This window comes from Pseudomonas sp. LB3P93 (genome assembly GCF_054898025.1).
In genome coordinates this window covers 4,099,819-4,121,454 of record NZ_CM142713.1, presented here as the reverse complement: position 1 = coordinate 4,121,454, position 21,636 = coordinate 4,099,819, and the positions used below count along the sequence as shown (strand labels likewise).

Genomic DNA, 21,636 nt, shown 5'->3' with positions numbered 1-21,636 from the left:
AGGCCGGCCCCGACAGCGCAGAGCTCAAGTCTGATGCCTCAGAGCGCCACATCCTCAAATCGCTGGAAACCCCAATCGGAACACCGTCACCGCCCCCGGCAAGCTCTTGACCTCCGCTACCCCCTGATGCAGGCACATGATCGAGCGCACAATCGCCAGGCCCAGCCCGGTGCTGCCCTGCGAGCGCGAGCGGCTGCTGTCGACGCGATAGAAACGGTCGAACAGATACGGCAAGTGTTGCGCTTCAATCCCCGCGCCGGGATTGCTCACCAGCAACGAAGCCTGATTTGCGCCTTGCTCAATCAACAACGTCACCGTTTTCCCGCTCGGGCAGTGGCGCAGTGCGTTGGACAGCAAATTCGAAATCGCCCGTTGAATCATCAACCGGTCGCCCAATACCTGCGCGTTCCCCAGCACCGTCAAATGGATCTGCTTGTCCTGTGCCGACAGTGAAAACAAATCCACGACTTTCAGCGCTTCCTCCTCCAGCGCAATCGACTCGAACGGCACCAGTGCCGAAGGGTGGCTGACCTGGGCGAGAAACAGCATGTCCGAGACAATCCGTGCCACACGCTCCAGCTCTTCGATGCACGACACCAGAACGTCTTTGTATTCCTCGGTCGTACGTTCGCGGGATAACGTCACCTGTGCCTTGCCCATGAGGTTATTGATCGGGGTGCGCAGCTCATGCGCCAGGTCATCGGAGAACTGCGACAACTGCTGCACCCCGGCATCAAGCCGATGCAGCATGAAGTTGATGCCGTGCGCCAGTTCGCTCAGTTCCTGCGGCATATTCACCACCGACAGCCGATGGTCGAGATCCTGGGTCGAGACCATCGCCGCCACTTTGCGAAACTCGCGCATCGGCGCCAGCCCGCGCTGCACTGCGCCCCAGGCACTGAGACCGATGAAGATCAGCAGCAACGGCAAGGCAATCAGCGTCGAGCGCAGGTAAGCGCTGAGCAGTGCCTGATCGTGGGCGTTATCCATCGATAGCAACACCGGCACGCTGCTGCCGTCCTTGAGACGAATCAACTTCGAGGCCGTGAGGAATTTCTTGCCTTCAGCGTCGGTGCTGTCGGAGTAGGTCAGCTGATCGTTGGTGGCTCGCACGGCTTTCAGTTCAACCCGTGGATCAGTCAGGCCCGAGCCGGATTTAAGCAGTGGCGAGCGCAGGTTTGAGCCGTCATAAATCGTCAGCGTCAGGTTGTCATGCCCCATGACCTGATCGAGCAGGATGTGCGGCTTGCCACTGACTTCATTGGCATCGACGTACAGCGACAGGCTGTGCTCGACCTGGGCCATCTTCTTTTCCAGACTGTCCCGGGACAGCGCATTCAGCTCATGGGTCAGGGCGAAATACGCAAGGATCGCCAGAAACACCACCAACAGTGCGCCGAGAATACTCACCGTCAGACCCAGGCGCATCGACAGGCTGGCCGGCTTCATTCCCGCGCCTCCAGCACATAGCCGACACCGCGCAGGGTGTGGATCAATTTGCTGTCGAACGGGTCGTCGATCTTCGCCCGCAATCGACGGATCGACACTTCGACCACGTTGGTGTCGCAGTCGAAATTCATGTCCCACACCAGCGAAATGATCTGCGTGCGGGTCAGCACCTCGCCGGACTGGCGCATCAGCAGATGCAGCAGGGCGAATTCCTTGGTGGTCAGGTCGATGCGCTGCTCGCCACGAAAGGCGCGATGACGGCCGGGATCGAGTTCCAGGTCGGCGACTTTAAGTACCTGCGGCACCGGGATGTTTTCGCTGCGCCGCATCAGCGTGCGCACTCGTGCCAACAACTCCGGGAACTCGAACGGCTTCACCAGATAGTCATCGGCACCCAGATCCAGGCCGCGAATCTTATCGGCCAGACGCCCGCGTGCGGTGAGCATCATCACCCGTGTCGAGTGGGTGCGCCGCAGCTGTTCCAGCACGCCCCAGCCATCCAGTTCCGGCAGGTTGACGTCCAGAATCACCACGTCATACGCCTGCTGTTGCGCCAGATGCAAACCATCGGCACCGGTTGCCGCGTGATCGACGATATAACCACTTTCCGTCAGACCCTGATGCAAGTATTCGGCAGTTTTAAGCTCGTCTTCGACGACAAGGATTCGCATGACTTATTACCACTTTTATTTAATGGATATTTAATTAAGGTGGTCGGGAAAGTTGTTGTTTTTGTAAGGGCTTCCGGACTGGAATCAATAACTGAGTGGCGTGCACGATAAAGGCTGAAGTGGCTACAGGGTCAACGGTTGAGGCCTTTAAATCGGCTGTCCGCGACAGCCTGTCGCAGCAAAAAGCTGAAATCCCCATGACTTTGATTCAGGCAAGTGCTGTTCAGCGGATAACTACCGTGTATTTGTTTCCATGTATTGCGGTAATGCCACTCGCACTTGGCATCCTAGAGCAAAACAACTTCCGTCAACCGTGGATAACGGATTTGTAATGTTCCAGTCACCTTGTCGATAAGTTAAAAACCCTACCGTGGCGGCATTAATTAAAAAGGAACTCCTCCCTTGCCCGGTTTAATAGAACTGACGGCGCGATCACGCCTGAAAAAGCGCTTTTTAATCGCCAGCAGCATGGCATTGCTGGCCGGTACGGGTCTTGCGCAAGCCTCGACCCTGACCCTCGACCAAGCCTTGCAAACAGCTTTCGCCGGCAACCCGGATCTGGCCGCCGCGCAGTGGGAAATCGGCATCGCCGAGGGTGAGCGCAAACAGGCTGGTCTGATGCCTAACCCCGAAGTGTCGTGGGAGGCCGAAGACACCCGGCGCAACTCACGCACCACCACGGTGATGCTCAGCCAGCCGATAGAACTGGGCGGCAAACGCGGGGCGCGGATCGACGTCGCCAGCCGTGCGCAGGATGCCGCCGGGATCGAGCTGGAGCGCAAGCGCAATGCCTTGCGCGCCGATGTGATTCAGGCGTTCAACAGTGCCCTGACGGCGCAGCAACGCTTGCAGTTGTCCCGCCAATCAATAGCGCTGGCCGAACACGGTTTGCGGGTGGCGAAGGGGCGTATCGACGCCGGCAAATCGTCGCCGGTCGAAGGCACGCGAGCGCAAGTGCAACTTTCCGAAGTGCGCCTTGAACTGAGCCGTGCCGAGCGCGATCAGGCCAACGCCTACCAACAATTGGCGCAGGTCATGGGCGCGCCGCTGCCAACCTCGACCACGGTGCAGACGGCCGCGCAAAACATGCCTGCCGTGCCGCCGTCCACGCGCTTGCTTGAACGCCTGAATGAGACCGCCGAGTTGCGTCTGGCCACGTTGCAGATCGACCAGCGCGAGGCATCTTTAGGGCTGGAAAAGTCCCAGCGTATTCCCGATCTCACCGTCAGCATCGGCAGCCAATACAGCGAAACCGAGCGCGAGCGGGTCAACGTGGTCGGGCTGTCGATGCCAATCCCGTTGTTCAACCGCAATCAGGGCAACGTGCTGGCGGCAGCGCGACGCAGCGATCAGGCACGGGATCTGCGCAACGCCACCGAGCTGCGTTTGCGCACGGAAATCCAGACCACTTTGGCGCAGTGGCAGACCGCCAACGGCGAAGTCCAGGCGTTCAATCAGACCATTCTGCCCGCCGCGCAAAGCGCTGTGGACAGCGCCACGCGCGGCTTCGAAATGGGCAAGTTCGGTTTCCTCGACGTGCTCGACGCCCAGCGCACCCTGATCAGCGCCCGCAGCCAGTACATCCAGGCCGTCAGCGAAGCAACGGACGCCCGTGTACGCATCGAACGCATTTTCGGCGACCTCGCCGTCATCCTCTGAATTTCATCTTTTTGATCACTGCGCGATGGCATGGCGCAGAGGAGTTTCCATGGAAAAAAAACTGATCGTGGTTGCTGCAGCGACGTTGGCGCTGGGCATTGGTATTGGCTCGATGTGGCCGGGTAATGCGTCCATCGACGCTCATGCCGATGAAGCTGCGGAACACGCCGATCACGCTGAAGAAGGCGCAGCAGCCGACGGTGAACATACAGAAGAAGGGCACTTGGAGCTGAGCGCCGAACAGATCACCGCGGCGGGCATTCAACTGGCTGAAGCGCGGGCGCAGAACATCAGCCTCGGCTTGCCGTTCCCCGGCGAAGTGCGCTTTGACGAAGACCGCACCGCGCACGTGGTGCCGCGCGTCCCCGGCGTGGTCGAGTCGGTGTCGGTCAATCTTGGGCAGTCGGTGAAGAAGGGCCAGTTGCTGGCGGTGATCGCCAGTCAGCAGATCTCCGATCAGCGCAGCGAACAGGCTGCCGCACAGCGTCGCCTGACCTTGGCGCGCACCACCTACGAACGCGAGAAGAAACTGTGGCAGGACAAAATCTCCGCCGAGCAGGATTTCCTTCAGGCACGCCAGGCACTGGAAGAGGCTGAAATCGCCCTGAATAATTCGCGACAGAAAATCAGCGTGCTCAGCGGCAGCATGGTTGCCACTGGCGGCAATCGTTATGAGTTGCGCGCACCGTTCGACGGCGTGGTGGTGGAAAAACACCTGACGCCGGGGGAGGTGGTCGACGAAACCAGCAACGCGTTCACGCTCTCGGATTTGTCCCGGGTGTGGGTGACATTCGGCGTTTCGCCCAAGGATCTGACCAAGGTGCAGGTGGGCAAACCGGTCACCGTCAGTGCCCCGGAACTCAATGCCGAAGTCGTCGGCACCGTGGCCTACGTCGGCAGTTTGCTCGGTGAACAGACCCGCACTGCAACGGTTCGCGTGACCCTGGAAAATCCGCAAGGCTCGTGGCGCCCCGGCCTGTTCGTTACCGCGCTGGTTGCTACCGACAGTCGCCAGGCCAAGGTCGTCGTACCTGAAATCGCGATCCAGACCGTCGAGGACAAACCCACGGTATTCGTGCGCACCGACGACGGCTTCAAGGCGCAACCCGTGGAGCTGGGCAGTCGCGCGGCCGGTTTGGTGGAAGTCACCCAAGGGCTGGAACCGGGCGTACAAGTCGCGAGTGCCGGCAGCTTCGTTCTCAAATCGGAATTGGGCAAAGCCTCGGCCGAGCACTCTCATTGAGAGGCACGCTGAAGGTTCCCACTGATCTGTCACCCTCGACCGGAAGGTTCTCATGTTCGAACGCCTGATCCAGTTTGCCATCGAGCAGCGCATCATCGTGCTGCTCGCCGTTCTCCTCATGGCCGGCCTCGGCATCGCCAGCTACCAAAAGCTGCCGATCGACGCCGTGCCGGACATCACTAACGTCCAGGTGCAAATCAACACCGGCGCGGCCGGGTTCTCGCCGCTGGAAACCGAGCAGCGCATCACCTTCCCGATTGAAACCGCGATGGCCGGCTTGCCGGCGCTTGAGCAGACCCGTTCGCTGTCGCGTTCGGGGCTGTCGCAGGTCACGGTGATCTTCAAGGACGGCACCGATCTGTTCTTCGCCCGGCAATTGGTCAACGAGCGTTTGCAGATCGCCAAGGAGCAATTGCCCGAGGGTGCGGAAGCGCTGATGGGGCCGATTTCCACGGGGCTGGGCGAGATTTTCCTGTGGACGGTGGAAGCGCAGGAAGGTGCGCTCAAGGACGATGGAACGGCCTACACGCCGACCGACCTGCGGGTGATTCAGGACTGGATCATCAAGCCGCAATTGCGCAACGTCCCCGGTGTGGCCGAGATCAACACCATCGGAGGATTCGCCAAGGAATACCAAATCGCCCCCGATCCGAAGCGGCTGGCGGCTTACAAATTGACCCTCACCGATTTGGTCACGGCGCTGGAGCGCAACAACGCCAACGTCGGGGCCGGTTACATCGAGCGCAGCGGCGAGCAGTTGCTGATTCGAGCACCAGGGCAAGTGGCAAGTACAGACGACATCGCCAATATCGTGATGGCCAACGTCGACGGTACGCCGATCCGGATCAAGAACGTCGCGACCGTAGACATCGGTCGCGAACTGCGTACCGGTGCCGCCACCGAAAACGGTCGCGAAGTGGTGCTTGGCACGGTGTTCATGCTGATCGGCGAGAACAGCCGAACCGTCTCCCAGGCAGTGGCTACCAGGCTTGAACAGATCAACCGTTCCCTGCCCAAAGGCGTGATCGCGGTTCCGGTGTATGACCGCACGCACCTGGTGGACAAGGCCATCGCCACGGTGAAGAAGAACCTGGTGGAAGGGGCGATTCTGGTCATTGCGATCCTGTTCCTGTTTCTGGGCAACATCCGCGCGGCGTTGATCACCGCGATGGTCATTCCGCTGTCGATGCTGTTTACCTTCACCGGCATGTTCACCAACAAGGTCAGCGCCAACCTGATGAGCCTCGGCGCTCTCGACTTCGGCATCATCGTCGACGGTGCGGTGGTGATCGTCGAAAACACCCTGCGACGGCTGGCCCATGCGCAGCAGCATCACGGGCGTTTGCTGAGCCGTTCCGAGCGTTTCCACGAAGTATTCGCGGCCGCCAAAGAAGCGCGGCGGCCGCTGATTTTCGGCCAGTTGATCATCATGGTCGTGTACCTGCCGATCTTCGCCTTGAGCGGAGTCGAAGGGAAAATGTTCCACCCGATGGCCTTCACTGTGGTCATCGCGCTGTTGGGCGCCATGCTGTTGTCGGTGACCTTCGTCCCCGCAGCCATTGCGCTGTTTGTCACCGGCAAAGTCAAAGAAGAGGAAGGCGTGGTCATGCGCGGTGCGCGGCGGGTATATGCACCGGCGCTGGCCTGGGTGATGAGCCATCGGGCGCTGGCCGTGGGCATGGCACTCGGGGTGATTGCGCTCAGTGGCGTGGTGACCAGTCGCATGGGCAGCGAGTTTGTGCCGAGCCTCAGTGAGGGCGATTTTGCCTTGCAAGCCTTGCGCGTGCCGGGCACCAGCCTCACGCAATCGGTGGATATGCAGCAGCGTCTGGAGACCTTGATCCTCAACAAGGTGCCAGAAGTCGAGCGTGTGTTCGCCCGTACCGGCACCGCCGAAATCGCCTCCGACCCGATGCCGCCGAACATCTCCGACAGCTACGTGATGCTCAAACCGAAGGAGCAGTGGCCGGATCCGGGCAAGTCCCGCGAGACCCTGATGGCCGAACTGCAACAAGCCGCCGCGATGCTGCCGGGCAGCAACTATGAACTGTCGCAGCCGATCCAGTTGCGCTTCAACGAACTGATCTCCGGCGTGCGCAGTGATGTGGCGGTAAAGGTGTTCGGGGATGACATGGACGTGCTCAACGCCACGGCGACGAAGATCGCCGCCGCCATGCAGAAGGTCAACGGCGCGTCCGAGGTCAAAGTCGAACAAACCACTGGCTTGCCGGTGCTGACCATCAACATCGATCGCGACAAGGCTGCGCGTTACGGGCTCAACGTCGGTGATGTGCAGGACACCATTGCCGTGGCGGTGGGCGGGCGTCAGGCCGGGACATTGTATGAGGGCGATCGGCGTTTCGACATGGTGGTGCGTCTGTCCGATGCCATGCGCAAGGACATCGAAGGCTTGTCGGCGCTGTTGATTCCGGTGCCGGCGCCCCTGAATGACGCTGCCGATCAGATTGGCTTCATTGCCCTCAAGGAGGTCGCCAGCCTTGATCTGGTGCTCGGGCCGAATCAGGTCAGCCGCGAAAACGGCAAACGGCTGGTGATCGTCAGCGCCAACGTGCGTGGGCGGGATATTGGCTCTTTCGTTAAAGAGGCCGGTAAGGTGATCGAGCGCGATGTTCAGGTTCCGGCGGGTTACTGGACCAACTGGGGCGGGCAGTTCGAGCAATTGCAGTCGGCGGCCAAACGCTTGCAGATTGTGGTGCCGGTGGCTTTGTTGCTGGTGTTCGGGCTGCTGTTCATGATGTTCAACAACCTTAAGGACGGCTTGCTGGTATTCACCGGGATTCCGTTTGCGTTGACTGGCGGCGTCATGGCGTTGTGGTTGCGGGATATTCCGCTGTCGATTTCGGCGGGCGTCGGTTTCATTGCGCTGTCGGGGGTAGCGGTGCTCAACGGGTTGGTGATGATCGCGTTCATCCGCAATTTGCGGGAGGAGGGGCGTTCACTCAGTGATGCGATCAACGAAGGCGCGCTAACGCGATTGCGCCCGGTGTTGATGACGGCGCTTGTGGCGTCCCTGGGCTTCATTCCCATGGCTTTGGCGACCGGCACGGGGGCGGAAGTGCAGCGGCCGTTGGCGACGGTGGTGATTGGCGGGATTCTGTCCTCGACAATTCTGACGCTGCTGATATTGCCTGCGCTGTATCAGCTGGCGCATCGCCGTGAAGAGGACGTAATACCCGCTACATAGTTCTCCAACAGGTTTTGTGCCACATAACGGATATGTAATTTCCCCGCCACCGTGGCGATAGGTTCGGATTGTTAACCTGATTCCGTTAGTTAATCAAACGAGGAATCAACAATGAAATTTGCACAATTGAGCATGTTTACAGCGGCGTTGCTGATGTCATCTCTGACCATGGCAGAAGGCGGCGGCGACAGAACCTTCAAAAAAATGATGGCGTCCAATGACCGCTCGGTGGAGCTGTTTGTCGCTAAAGAGCAGGCGCGTGATCCCGTCGTCGTGAATGAAAAAAAGGACGACAAGACCCAAGACTTGTAAGCGTGCCGCACTTGAACAAGCCCGTCATCGAGTGCCGATGACGGGCTTTTTTATGAGTCTGTTTTGAGGGTAAAAGCTATGAAGTTGATCAAGCCGATTGTGTTCTCCGCAGTCATGACTATGTCCCTGAACGTGTTTGCTGAAGGTGGCGGTGACAGGACATTCGAGAAAATGCTCAGTGCCAACACCACAGCCATGGAGCAATACGCCGCCGACCGGGGCAAGCGCGCGCCAGTGGTTAAAGACTATGAATACGGGATGAAACTTGATGTGGTGAAGGTGGTGAGCGTTGTGCGGCCGGCGGCGGCATGTGCTGTGGTTCCCACCGCCATGACTTATGAGGATTCACAGGGGGAACTGAATACGATCAAGTACAGCGTGGCGGGGGATTGCCGTCAGCGCGGTGGTTGAGAAATGTGACAGTCGAATCGCCCGGTTCATGTTGAATGAGTCGGGTTTTTTATTGGGGTGGTTTGGCGGGGTCATAAAAAAGGCGCCCCGAAGGACGCCAAAGGATTCACCTCTTACCAAAGGAGCAAGGAGCTTCTAAAGGTGAATGGGTATGAAGGGTTAACTCAGAGAATGGCCAACGGGTATTCGACAATCACTCGCACTTCATCCAGGTCCGACTCGAACGCTGTGGCGCGGGTATTGGCCTGACGCAGGCGCAATGACAGATCTTTCAGTGAACCGGTCTGGACCACGTATTTGACTTCGATGTCGCGCTCCCAGCGTTTCTGGTCGGTCAGCGGATTGCCGTCGGCATCGCGGCGCATGTACACGGCGTTGGCGTTGGAATAGTCGGCGTCGGTGCCACGGGCGTAACGGGTCATGAACGACAACCCCGGTACCCCGTAGCTGCTCATGTCGAGGTCATACCGCACCATCCAGGAACGCTCCTTGGGTGAGTTGAAGTCGCTGTACTGGATGGAGTTATCGAGGAAGATCGAGTCGGACTGACGCAGATAATCGAAGTCGTCATTGCCGTTGTTGCGCTGGTGCGAGAGGGCCACGGAGTGCGCGCCGAGTTTCACCCCGACGCGGCCGCTCCAGATGTTGTTGTCGAACTCGCCGAGCAGTTGTTTGCCTTCGTCGACAGCCTTGTAGTAGTTCAGGCCCCCAAACAATGACAGGTCATCCGACAGTGGGTACGTCCACGCAGTACCGACGTAATACTGATTCCAGGCATCCTTGAGGCGGCTGGAATACAGGCTGAAGCTGAGGTTCTTGTTCAGCAAATAGTCACCGCCGCCGTAAGCGATCCACGGCGAATTGACCGGGCCGGCGTAAAAGGTGGCAAAGTTCTCGTGCATGTCGCTGGACACCGGTTGGCTCATGGCGTGCAAGCGACCGCCCTGTACTGACAAGCCTTCGATGCTGGTGTTGGTCGCGGTCACGCCACGAAAGCTTTCCGGTAGCAATCGCGAGTCGCCCGCTGCAACCACCGGATTGGCCGGGAACACATCGCCGACCTTGATCACCGTATCGAACGCCCGCACTTTCGCAGCGCCCCCGACCTTGGTGTATTCGTCCCGCGCCTGGCCGTCACTGTTGACCGGCAGTACGTCGAACGAACTGCGACCTCCGTTGCGGCCGTCACCGGTATCAAGCTTCAACCCGATCATCGCAAACGCATCGACACCCACCCCGACTGTGCCTTGCGTAAACCCGGATTCAAACTTGCTGATGATGGCGTGGGCCCAGGCTTCGGAATAACCGTTGCCGGTGGGACTGGACTGGCCGCCACGGTGATCACGATTGAAGTAGTAGTTGCGGTTGAGCAGCGTCAGGCTGCTGCCCTCGATAAACCCCTCGGCCTTATCCTCCGCAAACACCAGGGTCGGCCCCGAACCGACCACCACGGCTAAAGCCGCCATAGACATTTTTGTATTGTTAACCATCAAGCACTCCTTGGGATCGGCAGAACTGGAACGTTCTTCGGCGTGGGTTTTATTGTTCGGCGGGAGGGCAGGGCCCACCCGCGTGGTCGCCGGGTGACATCGTTGCAATCTGCGGATAACGCCAAGGTGATGGGGTTATTACAATTTCGTCATGTGCGTGGGTACAGTGCGCGGTGACTCAAGTCAGCGCCGCGAGCTGTTCGATGGTCTGCGGAAAACGTTCAACCAGACGGATCAGTGTCGTGGCTTGGGCATTGGGTATTGCCCGTCCCTGTTCCCAGTTCTCGAGGGTTCGGGTGTTGGTGCGCAAATACATGGCGAACACAGACCGGGAGAGGTTGAGCTGTTGGCGGATGGCTACCACTTCCTCGGCAGTGATGGGCACCAGTTTTGGCAACTGAACCTTGTGGGTTCGCAAAGTGATTTTGCCTTGGCGCTCATCCGCCAAAGCTTCGAGGCCATCCATCAGTTCGGAAAAAATGTCACGTTTCATAGTGGGATCTCGTGTTGATTTCTCTTTCCAGCGCTTGCCTGAAAATTTTTTTCTGGGAGGGCGACAGGTCGTCTTGCTCGTTTTTGTTGTACACGGTGAACAGCCAGAATTGATCGAAGCCTGACCACCAGTAATAAATCACCCGTAATCCGCTGCGCTTGCCCTTGCCTCGTCGTTGATCGCAGAAGCGGATTTTGCGCAGCCCACCAGTGTTCTCAATGAGATCGCCCGCTTCCGGATTCCTCAGCAACTCCAGTTGAAAGCTGCGAAACAGATCGTCATCCAGGTAATCGTCTCGATGTTTCTGAAACATAGGTAATTCGATAAAAAGAGCATCCATGTTCTGTACGCTACCTACGTATAGTGTTGTCCCGATAATCGAATTGGTCAAGGCATCGAAGCCGTCCTTTTCGTTCCCGTTTTCAACGGTAGACCCCGGTTGTAAAAACACCTGTAGGACAAGTCGACCCGTGCGGTGAGAGCATTCGACAAAGAAGAGGGAATACTTGGCAGTGGGACTGACCTGGAAGACCTGCATAAATCGATGCTTGAAAATCACGATCCCACAAACGCAAAAACGGCACCCGAAGGTGCCGTTTTTGTTTGTAGCCAGATATCGCCGGGCGATCAGCCCGCCAGACCTGCCTGCTGAACCAGCGTCAGCAGTGGTTGTGGGTAGACGCCGAGGAAGAATGCCACCAGCGCGATGGCCAGCAGCATCACGCCGCCTGCACGTTGTTCCCAGTGCAGCTGCGCATCGTGGCGACGCAGGTTCGGCTCGATCAGGTACAGGGTGACCATCACGCGCAGGTAGTAGAAAACGCCGATGGCGCTGCCCAGTACCAAGGAACCGACCAGCCACCATTGGTGCGATTCGACACCGGTGGCGATGATGTAGAACTTGCCGATGAAGCCCGCGGTCAGCGGGATGCCGGCCAGGGACAGCATCATCACAGTCAGTACGGCGGTCAGGTACGGACGGCGCCAGAACAGGCCGCGGTATTCGTACAGGGCGTCCGCGTCACGGCCGTTGTACGGCGAGGACATCAGCGTGATCACGCCGAAGGCGCCGAGGCTGGTGATGACGTAGGTGACCAGGTACACGCCGATGGCTTCCACGGCCAGACCCTTGCTCGCCACCAGGGCGATCAGCAGGTAACCGAAGTGAGCGATGGACGAGTAACCCAGCAGACGCTTGAGGTTGCTCTGGGTCAGGGCCAGCAGGTTACCGAACAGGATCGACGCGATGGCGATGATGGTCAGCACGTCGCTGAGTACACCGCTGCTCGCCGCCGGCGAGATCTGGAACAGACGCACCATCACTGCAAACACGGCGACTTTCGAAGCGGTGGCGAGGAACGCGGCCACCGGGGCCGGAGCACCTTCGTAAACGTCCGGGGTCCAGAGGTGGAACGGGACCAGCGACAGCTTGAACGCCAGACCGATCAGCATCATGCCCAGGCCCAGTTGCGCCAGCGAGCTTGGCAGACCCGTAGCCGCCAACGCCTGGCCGATACCGACGAAGCTCAGGCTGCCGGAGTCGGCATACAGCAGGGCCATACCGAACAACAGGAACGCAGAACCGGCGGCCGACAGCACCATGTACTTGATACCGGCTTCCAGCGAGCGCTTGTTGAAGAAGGCGTAAGCCACCAGACCGTAGACCGGTACCGAGAGCAGTTCCAGACCGATGAACAACCCGGCCAGGTGCTGCGCGCTGACCAGTACCAGGCCACCGGCGGCGGCCATCAGGATCAGCAGGTAAAGTTCTTCACGGTTGCCCGGGTAGCCCGAACCGCCATCGCCGAGGTAGGCGTGGGCGAGGGTCACACAGGCGAGGGTGGCGACCAGGATCAGCGCCATGTACAGGCAAGCGAAGGTGTCGATCTGCAGCAACGGGGTCACGGCCAGAGGCGCGACCTTCAGGGCTGGCAGGATCGACAGCAACGCCAGGTTCAGACCCGCCACGGAAATCAGGAAGGTCTGCGAGTGGTTGCGGCGCCAGGCAATCGCCAGCATCACCACGATGATCGTGGCGCTGGTGATCAACAACGGCGCAAGCGCGATAAAGTGTTGAGTCGTGAATTCCATAGCGCTCTTACCGGGCCGAAGCGAGTTGAGTGAAGGCGGTGCCGAGCCACTGCTGCACGCCATGCATCGTCGCGGCAGAGGTGTCGAGGAACGGTTGCGGGTACACGCCGATGTAAATCAGCAGCGCCGCCAGACCGACCACCATGATCAGTTCGCGACCGTCCATGCCATGCAACACCGCGTCCGATTTGGACGGGCCGAAGTAGGCACGGTGGATCATGATCAGCGAGTAGACCGAACCGAACACCAGACCGGACGTCGCGATGATCGTGATCCATGGGGCGGCAGGGAACGTGCCGATCAGGATCAGGAACTCACCGACGAAGTTACCCGTACCCGGCAAGCCCAGGGACGCGGCGGCAAAGAACAGGCTGATGGCCGGCAGGTAAGCGATCTTCGACCACAGGCCACCCATTTCACGCATGTCGCGGGTGTGGGTGCGCTCGTACAGCTGACCGCTGAGGATAAAGAGTGCCGCGGCCGACAGACCGTGCGCCAGCATCTGCATTACCGCGCCCTGCAGCGCCAGTTGGCTGCCGGAGTAGATGCCGATCAACACGAAGCCCATGTGGGAAACGGAGGAGTAGGCGATCAGGCGCTTGATGTCGGTTTGGGCAAAGGCCAGGAACGCACCGTAGAAGATCCCGATCAGACCCAGGGTCATGGCGAACGGCGCGAACTCGGCCGAGGCATTCGGGAACAGCGGCAGGGCGAAACGCAGCAGACCGTAAGCAGCAGTCTTCAACAAGATACCGGCCAGGTCGACCGAACCCGCTGTTGGCGCCTGGGCGTGAGCATCAGGCAACCAGGAGTGGAACGGCACGACCGGCAGCTTCACCGCGAAAGCGATGAAGAAGCCGAGCATCAGGATGTACTCGGTAGTGAGCGACATCTTGGTTTTCAACAGGTCGGCGTAGTTGAACGTGATCACGCCGGTGCTGTTGAAGTTGACCAGTACCAGACCCAGGATCGCCACCAGCATGATCAGGCCGGACGCCTGAGTGAAGATGAAGAACTTGGTCGCCGCGTAGATCCGGGTTTTCTTGCCGTCCGAAGAACTGTGACCCCAGAGCGCGATGAGGAAGTACATCGGCACCAGCATCATTTCCCAGAAGAAGAAGAACATGAACAGGTCGAGGGCGAGGAACACGCCGACGACACCGCCCAGGATCCACATCAGGTTCAAGTGGAAGAAGCCAACGTGACGCTGGATCTCTTTCCACGAGCAGAGTACCGAGAGGATACCCAGCAGACCGGTCAGCAGGATCATCAACAGCGACAGGCCGTCGAGGGCCAGGTGCACGCTGATGCCGAAGCGCTCGATCCAGATGTGCTTGAACTCAAGCGCCCAGGTCGGATCGGCGCCAGGCGCCGGAGCAAATGAATAATTACCGTGGGCCCACAGCCAGAGGCCGAGCGCGAGTTCCAGGGTCATGGTCAACAGCGCAATCCAGCGGGGGAGGGTAGCGCCGAAGCGCTCACCCATCCAGCACAGCAGGCCGCCGATGAAGGGGATCAGGATTAGCCAAGGCAGAATCATGACGGGCTCAATTCCTTTCGCAAGTTCGCAAGGTTCATATTCAGACCGCTACCAGCACGATGGCGCCGATGACCAGCACGGAGCCGGCTGCCATCGATGCCGCGTACCAACGCAGTTGACCGGTTTCGGTACGGCTCAGGGCGGTGTGGCCGCCTTTGGCCATACGCGGGATCAGACCGATGGTCTGGTCGAGCGGGTCTTGGCGCAGTACGTGGCAGATCGCAAGGTATGGCTTGACGAACAGTTTGTCGTAGATCCAGTCGAAGCCCCAGGCAGCGAACCACCAGGCCGAAAGGAAGCGGCCGATGCCGCTGTTGGCGATTGCAGTGACGAAACGACGCTTGCCGAGGAACAGCAGCGCGGCCAGCAGGATACCGGCCAGGGCGATGGCGCCCGAAGCGATTTCCAGACTGTGCTTGGCTTCGCCGCCGGCATGGCCGACGCTTTGTGGCAGCACACCGTGCAGCGGCGGAACGATCATTGCGCCGACGAAGGTCGACAGGACGATCAGCACCGACAGTGGCAGCCAGTGAGCGATGCCGTGACCGGCGTGTGCTTCGGTCTTCGCTTCACCGTGGAACGCGATGAAGATCAGGCGGAAGGTGTACAGCGAAGTCATGAACGCGCCGACCAGACCTGCGTAAAGCAGACCGTGGTTGCCGCTGGCAAACGCTTCCCAGAGGATTTCGTCCTTGGAGTAGAAGCCTGCGGTCACCAGAGGCAGGGCAGACAACGCCGCGCCGCCGACGATGAAGCTGGCGTAGGCCAGTGGCAGTTTCTTCCACAGGCCGCCCATCTTGAAGATGTTCTGCTCGTGGTGGCAGGCAACGATCACCGCACCGGACGCGAGGAACAGCAGCGCCTTGAAGAAGGCGTGGGTCATCAGGTGGAAGATCGCGCCATCCCATGCGCCAACGCCCAGCGCCAGGAACATGTAGCCGATCTGGCTCATGGTCGAGTAGGCGAGGATACGTTTGATGTCGGTCTGCACCAGGGCGGCAAAACCGGCCAGCACCAGGGTCACACCACCAACAACGCCAACGAGGTGAAGGATGTCCGGCGCCAACGCAAACAGGCCGTGGGTACGGGCGATCAGGTAGACACCGGCGGTTACCATCGTTGCGGCGTGGATCAGTGCCGAAACCGGAGTAGGACCGGCCATCGCATCCGCCAGCCAGGTTTGCAGCGGCAGTTGCGCGGATTTACCGACAGCGCCGCCCAGCAGCATCAGGGTGGCCATGACCATCCAGAAGTCGCCGGCCTGGAATTTCTGCGGTGCCAGCACCAGCAGTTCCTGGATATTCAGCGTGCCCAGTTGTGCGAACAGGATGAACAGGCCGATGGCCATGAACACGTCGCCGATGCGGGTGACGATAAAGGCTTTCAGTGCGGCGTTACCGTTGTTGCGGTTGCTGTAGTAGAAACCGATCAACAGGTACGAGCACAGGCCCACGCCTTCCCAGCCGAAGTACAGGAACAACAGGTTATCGCCCAGGACCAGGAACAGCATGCTGGCGATAAACAGGTTGGTGTAGGCGAAGAAGCGCGAGTAACCGGCTTCACCGCGCATGTACCAGGACGCGAACAGGTGGATCAGGAAGCCGACGCCGACCACGACACCGAGCATGGTCAGGGACAGACCATCCAGGTACAGCGCAAAGTTCGGCGTGAAGCCTTCCACCGCCATCCACTGCCACAACACCATGGTGTAGTGACCGCCTTCTGGTGGCGCGACGTTGAATTGCCAGATCACATAAGCCGTGACGATGGCAGACAGGCCGATGGAACCGACGCCAATCAGCGCCGACAGGTTTTCCGAAAGGCGGCCGCGTGAGAACGACAGCAGCAGGAAACCTATGAGAGGGAATACGAAAGTCAGATAGAGAAGATTCATCCGCGCATCTCGCTGGCAGCGTCGATATCGAGAGTGTGGAAGCGGCGATACAGCTGCAACAGAATCGCCAGGCCAATACTGGCCTCGGCGGCTGCCAGGCTGATCACCAGGATGAACATGATCTGTCCATCCGGCTGACCCCAGCGGCTACCGGCGACGATGAAGGCCAAAGCGGAGGCATTCATCATGATCTCCAGGCTCATCAGCACGAAGAGAATGTTGCGGCGGACCATCAGGCCGACCAGACCGAGGCAGAACAGGATGCCGGCGACCGCCAGACCATGCTCCAGAGGGATAGCAGGCATCGTCATTGCTCCTTGGCTTCGTTGCGGCCCAGGTGGAACGCCGTGACAGCTGCGGCAAGCAGCAGCATCGAGGCGAGTTCGACCACCAGCAGATAAGGACCGAACAGGCTGATGCCCACGGCCTTGGCGTCTACGGTGGTGTGGCCGATGGCCTGACCGCTGGCGTCGCTGAACAGCACGTACAGCAGTTCAACCAGCAGCAGGGCGCCGAGGGCGACCGGGCCGAGCCAGATGCCGGGCTTGAGCCAGACGCGCTCTTGCTGAACCGAGGCCGGGCCCAGGTTCAGCATCATCACCACGAACACGAACAGCACCATGATGGCGCCAGCGTAGGCGATCACTTCCAGAACACCGGCAAACGGTGCGCCGAGGGCGAAGAACGTCATGGCCACGGCGATCAGCGAAATGATCAGGTAGAGCAGGGCGTGCACGGGGTTGGTGTTGGTGATCACGCGAAGCGTGGACACCACAGCGATACCCGATGCGAAATAGAAAGCGAATTCCATCTTTCTTCCTTAAGGCAGCAAGCTCTTCACGTTGATCGGCTGGGCTTCATTCTGCGCGGAGCCTTTCGGCTTCCCGGCAATCGCCATACCTGCAACACGATAGAAGTTGTAATCAGGGTTTTTGCCGGGGCCGGAGATCAGCAGATCTTCTTTCTCGTAAACCAGGTCCTGACGTTTGAACTCGGCCATCTCGAAATCCGGTGTCAGCTGGATCGCGGTGGTCGGGCAGGCTTCCTCGCAGAGGCCGCAGAAAATGCAGCGCGAGAAGTTGATGCGGAAGAAGTCCGGGTACCAGCGACCGTCTTCGGTTTCGGCTTTCTGCAGCGAGATGCAACCGACCGGGCACGCCACGGCGCACAGGTTGCAGGCTACACAACGCTCTTCGCCATCAGGGTCGCGGGTCAGGACGATACGCCCACGAAAGCGCGGCGGCAGGTACACGGCTTCTTCCGGGTACTGCAGCGTGTCGCGCTTGCGGAAGGCATGGCCGAAGATCATCACCAGGCTGCGAAGCTGGGTGAAGAAGCCATGCACGATGTCAAAAATGTACTTCATGATTCTCTATCCTCACTGAGCCGCGACGGCGGGCGTGTTGAGCAACACGATCGCAGCGGTCACCAGCATGTTGATGAGGGTCAGCGGCAGGCAGAACTTCCAGCTGAAATCCATCACTTGGTCATACCGTGGGCGCGGGATCGAGGCGCGCAGCAGGATGAAGAACATGATGAAGAACGCGGTTTTCAGTGCGAACCAGATGAACGGGATCTGCGGCAGAATGCCGAACGGACCGTGCCAGCCACCGAAGAACAAGGTCACCAGCAACGCCGAAATCAACACGATGCCGATGTACTCGCCGACGAAGAACATGCCCCATTTCATGCCGGCGTATTCAATGTGGTAACCGTCGGCCAGTTCCTGCTCCGCTTCCGGCTGGTCGAACGGGTGACGGTGAGTCACGGCGACGCCGGCAATGAAGAAGGTCAGGAAACCGAAGATCTGCGGAATCACGAACCACAGGTTCTGCGCCTGGTATTCAACGATGTCGCGCATGTTGAACGAGCCAACCTGGATCACGATGCCCATCAGCGACAGGCCCATGAACACTTCGTACGACACGGTTTGTGCCGAGGCCCGCAAGCTGCCCAACAGGGCAAACTTGTTGTTACTCGACCAGCCGGCGAACAGCACCGCGTAGACCGACAGACCGGCCATGGCGAAGAAGAACAGGATGCCGATGTTGATGTCCGCCACACCCCAGGTCGGGGTGATCGGGATGATCGCGAAGGCAATCAGCAAGGCGCTCATGGCCACGACCGGTGCCAAAGTGAAGATCACTTTATCGGCAAACGGCGGGGTCCAGTCTTCCTTGAAGAACATCTTGATCATGTCGGCCGCGATCTGGAACGCGCCGAACGGGCCGACGCGGTTCGGACCGTAACGGTCCTGCCAGAGGGCGAGCAGACGACGCTCGACCCAGCTCAGCAGCGCGCCGCACACCACCACGGCGAGCAGAATCACGATGGCCTTGAGGACCGCGATGATCACGTCAATCACTTCAGGCGTGAACCAGGTCATTGAGCTGCCTCCTGCAGACCGTCAACGGATTTGCCAAAGATCGCTGGCGGAATGCCAGCAATACCGGCCGGCAAGGCGACCAGGCCGGCACCCAGCTCTTCGTTGATGCGCAGTGGCAGACGCAAGGTCTGGCCAGCGACGTTCAAGCTGAGCATGGCGCCGTCATTGACACCCAGGCGATCGGCTTCGGATTTGGCCAAAGCGACGTAAGCGGCCGGAATGCGTTCCTGAACCGGCGCGGCTTTGGAAGAGTTCTCTTCGCTGCCGAACAGGTGGAAGAACGGCACAACCTGCCAGGTGCCTTGAGCCGGGTTGAACGCGCGCGGAACACTGGCGAACCAGTTCAGCGAGTCACCGGTGCTTTCGATCAGGCGGGTGCCCGGGTCGCCAGCACGGATGTGACCACCGACTTCGTCCTGGAACTTGTTCCAGGCTTGCGGCGAGTTCCAGCCCGGAGACCAGGCGAATGGCACTTGCTGACGCGGTTCGACCGAGCCCGAGTAACCTTCCATGGAGAACGAGAACGCGGTGTCGTTATCCTGGGAAGTACGCGGTTCGTGCACGCTGATGTCGGCGCGCATGGCGGTACGACCGGAGTAACGCAGCGGTTCGCGCGCCAGTTTCAGGCCTTTGATGCGGAACGCGGCGGACGGCGCAGCGTCGACGATACGCGCCAGTTGTGGCGTGCTCGCGGCGCAGGCAGCAGTGACGTGGTCCAGTTGGGTCCAGTCGATCGGCTGGTTCAGCAGGGTGGCGCGCAGGGCATGCAGCCAGCGCCAGCCTTCGTGAACCAGGATGCTCGCGTCGAGGTAAGTCGGGTCGAAGACCTGGAAGAAGCGCTGGGCGCGGCCTTCCTGGCTGACCAAAGTACCGTCGCCTTCAGCGAAGCTGGCGGCTGGCAGAACCAGGTGCGCGCGATCGCTGGTGGCGGTCTTCTGATGGTCCGCCACGATCACCACTTTCGCGGCGTTCAGGGCAGCATCAACACGGGCTTTGTCGGTGCGGGTGTACAGATCGTTTTCCAGCACGACGATGGCGTCGGCTTTGCCGTCGATCACCGCTTGCAGCGCGGCGTCGACCGAGTCACCACCGAGCATGGCCAGGCCGAGGCTGTTGGCCTCTGGCACGATCAGGCTGATGGAACCGTTCTTCTCGCGCAGCTTCAAGGCTTTGGCGATGTTGGCGGCAGCTTCGATCAAGGCTTTGGAGCCCAGGGAAGTACCGGCAATGATCAGCGGACGCTTGGCCGCGAGCAGGGCGTCGGCAATGCGCTTGGCCAGTTCAACGGCTTCAGCGTCCAGGCCTTCAACGGCAGGCGCGCTGGCGTCGAGGGCGTGAGCCACGGCGAAACCGATGCGCGCCAGATCATCTGGAGCCGCGTGAACGCATTCTTCAGCGATGTCGTCGAGCTTGGTTTCAGCCAGGCTGGCGATAAACAGCGGGTTCAGCGCGTTTTGACCGATGTTCTTCACCGCAGCATCGAGCCAAGGCTGAACGCGCATGGCGTCGGCCATGTCTTCGGCTTTGCCTTTGACCGATTGACGCAGGGACAGCGCCACACGGGCAGCGGTCTGGGTCAGGTCTTCACCGAGAACGAAGATCGCATCGTGATCCTCGATGTCGCGCATGTTCGGGATCGGCAGCGGGCTGTCTTTCAGCACCTGCATGACCAGACGAATGCGTTCCAGCTCGGCGGCTTCGATACCGGAGTAGAAGTGCTCGGCGCCGACCAGTTCGCGCAACGCGTAGTTGCTTTCAAGGCTGGCACGGGGCGAACCGATACCGACGATGTTGCGACCGCGCAACAGGTCAGCGGCTTTGTCCAGCGCTTCGTCGAGGGTCAGCTTGGCGCCGTTGGCCAGCTTTGGCTGACGCGGGCGGTCTTCGCGGTTGACGTAGCCGTAGCCGAAACGGCCACGGTCGCACAGGAAGTACTGGTTTACCGAACCGTTGAAACGGTTTTCGATACGACGCAGTTCACCGTAGCGTTCGCCCGGGGAGATGTTGCAACCGCTGGAGCAGCCATGGCAGATGCTCGGCGAGAACTGCATGTCCCACTTGCGGTTGTAGCGCTCGGAGTGAGTCTTGTCGGTGAACACACCGGTCGGGCAGACCTCGGTGAGGTTGCCGGAGAACTCGCTTTCCAGGGTGCCGTCTTCAACGCGACCGAAGTACACGTTGTCGTGGGCGCCGAACACACCGAGGTCGGTGCCGCCGGCGTAGTCCTTATAGAAGCGCACGCAGCGGTAGCAAGCGATGCAGCGGTTCATTTCGTGGGAAATGAACGGGCCCAGTTGCTGGTTCTGGTGGGTACGCTTGGTGAAGCGGTAACGGCGCTCGTTGTGGCCGGTCATCACGGTCATGTCTTGCAGGTGGCAGTGACCGCCTTCTTCACAGACCGGGCAGTCGTGAGGGTGGTTGGTCATCAGCCATTCGACGACGCTGGCGCGAAACACTTTCGCTTCTTCGTCGTCGATGGAGATCCAGCTGCCGTCGGTGGCAGGCGTCATGCAAGACATGACGATCCGACCACGCTTGTCGTTTTCGTCGGTGTACTGCTTTACCGCGCACTGGCGGCAAGCGCCAACGCTGCCTAGGGCTGGGTGCCAGCAGAAATAAGGGATATCGAGGCCTAGCGACAGACATGCCTGTAACAGGTTGTCTGCCCCATCGACTTCGAGCTCTTTGCCGTCTACGTGGATAGTGGCCATGGTTCAAAGTTCTTCGTTGGCCCGGTGTCAGCGGGCGTGGCTAATGGAATCTTGTTATTCGTCCGAATCCAAACAGCCCAT

Annotated in this window: 18 protein-coding genes; 5 read left to right on the top strand and 13 right to left on the bottom strand. The window is 59.9% G+C overall.

The window, feature by feature from the left end; genetic code table 11:
- Positions 1-54: 54 nt before the first annotated feature.
- Both ACYZT8_RS18690 and ACYZT8_RS18685 read right to left on the bottom strand, forming a co-directional pair.
- Complete coding sequence (locus tag ACYZT8_RS18690) at positions 55-1,449, bottom strand: heavy metal sensor histidine kinase (RefSeq protein WP_461974916.1); 1,395 nt, start codon at positions 1,447-1,449, stop codon at positions 55-57.
- On the bottom strand, positions 1,446-2,120 hold the full coding sequence (locus tag ACYZT8_RS18685) for a heavy metal response regulator transcription factor (protein WP_461974914.1): 675 nt from the start codon (positions 2,118-2,120) through the stop codon (positions 1,446-1,448). Before ACYZT8_RS18685 ends, ACYZT8_RS18690 begins: the two co-directional genes overlap by 4 nt.
- Before the next feature lie 402 nt (positions 2,121-2,522).
- Here ACYZT8_RS18685 and ACYZT8_RS18680 point away from each other — a divergent pair, with 402 nt between their 5' ends.
- From ACYZT8_RS18680 to ACYZT8_RS18660, 5 genes are all read left to right on the top strand, one after another.
- Positions 2,523-3,779: a TolC family protein gene (locus ACYZT8_RS18680; RefSeq protein WP_461974912.1), complete on the top strand. Its 1,257-nt coding sequence runs from the start codon at positions 2,523-2,525 to the stop codon at positions 3,777-3,779.
- A gap of 49 nt (positions 3,780-3,828) precedes the next feature.
- Positions 3,829-5,022 (top strand): efflux RND transporter periplasmic adaptor subunit, encoded by a 1,194-nt coding sequence (locus ACYZT8_RS18675; protein ID WP_461974910.1) that lies wholly within the window; start codon positions 3,829-3,831, stop codon positions 5,020-5,022.
- Between the two features lie 52 nt (positions 5,023-5,074).
- Complete coding sequence (locus ACYZT8_RS18670) at positions 5,075-8,227, top strand: CusA/CzcA family heavy metal efflux RND transporter (protein WP_461974908.1); 3,153 nt, start codon at positions 5,075-5,077, stop codon at positions 8,225-8,227.
- A gap of 111 nt (positions 8,228-8,338) precedes the next feature.
- Positions 8,339-8,539, top strand: a complete 201-nt coding sequence (locus ACYZT8_RS18665; RefSeq protein WP_461974906.1) for a co-regulatory protein PtrA N-terminal domain-containing protein — start codon at positions 8,339-8,341, stop codon at positions 8,537-8,539.
- Between the two features lie 78 nt (positions 8,540-8,617).
- Positions 8,618-8,950 (top strand): DUF2790 domain-containing protein, encoded by a 333-nt coding sequence (locus ACYZT8_RS18660; protein WP_461974904.1) that lies wholly within the window; start codon positions 8,618-8,620, stop codon positions 8,948-8,950.
- Positions 8,951-9,114: 164 nt separating this feature from the next.
- Here ACYZT8_RS18660 and ACYZT8_RS18655 read toward each other — a convergent pair whose 3' ends face one another.
- From ACYZT8_RS18655 to nuoG, 11 genes are all read right to left on the bottom strand, one after another.
- Positions 9,115-10,440 carry an OprD family porin gene (locus ACYZT8_RS18655; RefSeq protein ID WP_461974902.1) on the bottom strand — a complete coding sequence of 442 codons (1,326 nt, stop codon included), beginning with the start codon at positions 10,438-10,440 and terminating at the stop codon, positions 9,115-9,117.
- Positions 10,441-10,618: 178 nt separating this feature from the next.
- Complete coding sequence (locus ACYZT8_RS18650; RefSeq protein ID WP_094468064.1) at positions 10,619-10,933, bottom strand: helix-turn-helix domain-containing protein; 315 nt, start codon at positions 10,931-10,933, stop codon at positions 10,619-10,621.
- Positions 10,923-11,273, bottom strand: a complete 351-nt coding sequence (locus tag ACYZT8_RS18645) for a toxin (protein ID WP_461982545.1) — start codon at positions 11,271-11,273, stop codon at positions 10,923-10,925. The genes ACYZT8_RS18650 and ACYZT8_RS18645 overlap by 11 nt, the downstream gene beginning before the upstream one ends.
- A gap of 287 nt (positions 11,274-11,560) precedes the next feature.
- Positions 11,561-13,024, bottom strand: coding sequence for an NADH-quinone oxidoreductase subunit NuoN (gene nuoN / locus ACYZT8_RS18640; RefSeq protein ID WP_461974899.1), 1,464 nt, complete (start codon positions 13,022-13,024; stop codon positions 11,561-11,563).
- Between the two features lie 7 nt (positions 13,025-13,031).
- Complete coding sequence (gene nuoM, locus ACYZT8_RS18635) at positions 13,032-14,564, bottom strand: NADH-quinone oxidoreductase subunit M (protein WP_461974897.1); 1,533 nt, start codon at positions 14,562-14,564, stop codon at positions 13,032-13,034.
- Between the two features lie 40 nt (positions 14,565-14,604).
- Positions 14,605-16,458 (bottom strand): NADH-quinone oxidoreductase subunit L, encoded by a 1,854-nt coding sequence (nuoL, locus tag ACYZT8_RS18630; protein WP_461954788.1) that lies wholly within the window; start codon positions 16,456-16,458, stop codon positions 14,605-14,607.
- The gene (gene nuoK, locus ACYZT8_RS18625; RefSeq protein ID WP_010458852.1) at positions 16,455-16,763 is read right to left on the bottom strand and encodes an NADH-quinone oxidoreductase subunit NuoK; all 309 of its coding nucleotides are present in this window, start codon (positions 16,761-16,763) and stop codon (positions 16,455-16,457) included. Before nuoK ends, nuoL begins: the two co-directional genes overlap by 4 nt.
- A gap of 2 nt (positions 16,764-16,765) precedes the next feature.
- On the bottom strand, positions 16,766-17,269 hold the full coding sequence (gene nuoJ / locus ACYZT8_RS18620; protein ID WP_095631557.1) for an NADH-quinone oxidoreductase subunit J: 504 nt from the start codon (positions 17,267-17,269) through the stop codon (positions 16,766-16,768).
- 9 nt (positions 17,270-17,278) lie between these two features.
- Positions 17,279-17,824, bottom strand: a complete 546-nt coding sequence (gene nuoI / locus ACYZT8_RS18615; protein WP_007905075.1) for an NADH-quinone oxidoreductase subunit NuoI — start codon at positions 17,822-17,824, stop codon at positions 17,279-17,281.
- Between the two features lie 12 nt (positions 17,825-17,836).
- Positions 17,837-18,844, bottom strand: coding sequence for an NADH-quinone oxidoreductase subunit NuoH (gene nuoH / locus ACYZT8_RS18610; RefSeq protein WP_436274337.1), 1,008 nt, complete (start codon positions 18,842-18,844; stop codon positions 17,837-17,839).
- On the bottom strand, positions 18,841-21,555 hold the full coding sequence (gene nuoG, locus ACYZT8_RS18605) for an NADH-quinone oxidoreductase subunit NuoG (RefSeq protein ID WP_461974895.1): 2,715 nt from the start codon (positions 21,553-21,555) through the stop codon (positions 18,841-18,843). Before nuoG ends, nuoH begins: the two co-directional genes overlap by 4 nt.
- Positions 21,556-21,636 lie beyond the last annotated feature (81 nt).

Bases quoted from the DNA above. Each gene is read 5' to 3' on its own strand.
- ACYZT8_RS18690 (WP_461974916.1), bottom strand. From the start codon at position 1,449: ATGAAGCCGGCCAGCCTGTCGATGCGCCTGGGTCTGACGGTGAGTATT.
- ACYZT8_RS18685 (WP_461974914.1), bottom strand. From the start codon at position 2,120: ATGCGAATCCTTGTCGTCGAAGACGAGCTTAAAACTGCCGAATACTTG.
- ACYZT8_RS18675 (WP_461974910.1), top strand. From the start codon at position 3,829: ATGGAAAAAAAACTGATCGTGGTTGCTGCAGCGACGTTGGCGCTGGGC.
- ACYZT8_RS18670 (WP_461974908.1), top strand. From the start codon at position 5,075: ATGTTCGAACGCCTGATCCAGTTTGCCATCGAGCAGCGCATCATCGTG.
- ACYZT8_RS18665 (WP_461974906.1), top strand. From the start codon at position 8,339: ATGAAATTTGCACAATTGAGCATGTTTACAGCGGCGTTGCTGATGTCA.
- ACYZT8_RS18660 (WP_461974904.1), top strand. From the start codon at position 8,618: ATGAAGTTGATCAAGCCGATTGTGTTCTCCGCAGTCATGACTATGTCC.
- ACYZT8_RS18655 (WP_461974902.1), bottom strand. From the start codon at position 10,440: ATGGTTAACAATACAAAAATGTCTATGGCGGCTTTAGCCGTGGTGGTC.
- ACYZT8_RS18650 (WP_094468064.1), bottom strand. From the start codon at position 10,933: ATGAAACGTGACATTTTTTCCGAACTGATGGATGGCCTCGAAGCTTTG.
- ACYZT8_RS18645 (WP_461982545.1), bottom strand. From the start codon at position 11,273: ATGGATGCTCTTTTTATCGAATTACCTATGTTTCAGAAACATCGAGAC.
- nuoN (WP_461974899.1), bottom strand. From the start codon at position 13,024: ATGGAATTCACGACTCAACACTTTATCGCGCTTGCGCCGTTGTTGATC.
- nuoM (WP_461974897.1), bottom strand. From the start codon at position 14,564: ATGATTCTGCCTTGGCTAATCCTGATCCCCTTCATCGGCGGCCTGCTG.
- nuoL (WP_461954788.1), bottom strand. From the start codon at position 16,458: ATGAATCTTCTCTATCTGACTTTCGTATTCCCTCTCATAGGTTTCCTG.
- nuoK (WP_010458852.1), bottom strand. From the start codon at position 16,763: ATGCCTGCTATCCCTCTGGAGCATGGTCTGGCGGTCGCCGGCATCCTG.
- nuoJ (WP_095631557.1), bottom strand. From the start codon at position 17,269: ATGGAATTCGCTTTCTATTTCGCATCGGGTATCGCTGTGGTGTCCACG.
- nuoI (WP_007905075.1), bottom strand. From the start codon at position 17,824: ATGAAGTACATTTTTGACATCGTGCATGGCTTCTTCACCCAGCTTCGC.
- nuoH (WP_436274337.1), bottom strand. From the start codon at position 18,844: ATGACCTGGTTCACGCCTGAAGTGATTGACGTGATCATCGCGGTCCTC.
- nuoG (WP_461974895.1), bottom strand. From the start codon at position 21,555: ATGGCCACTATCCACGTAGACGGCAAAGAGCTCGAAGTCGATGGGGCA.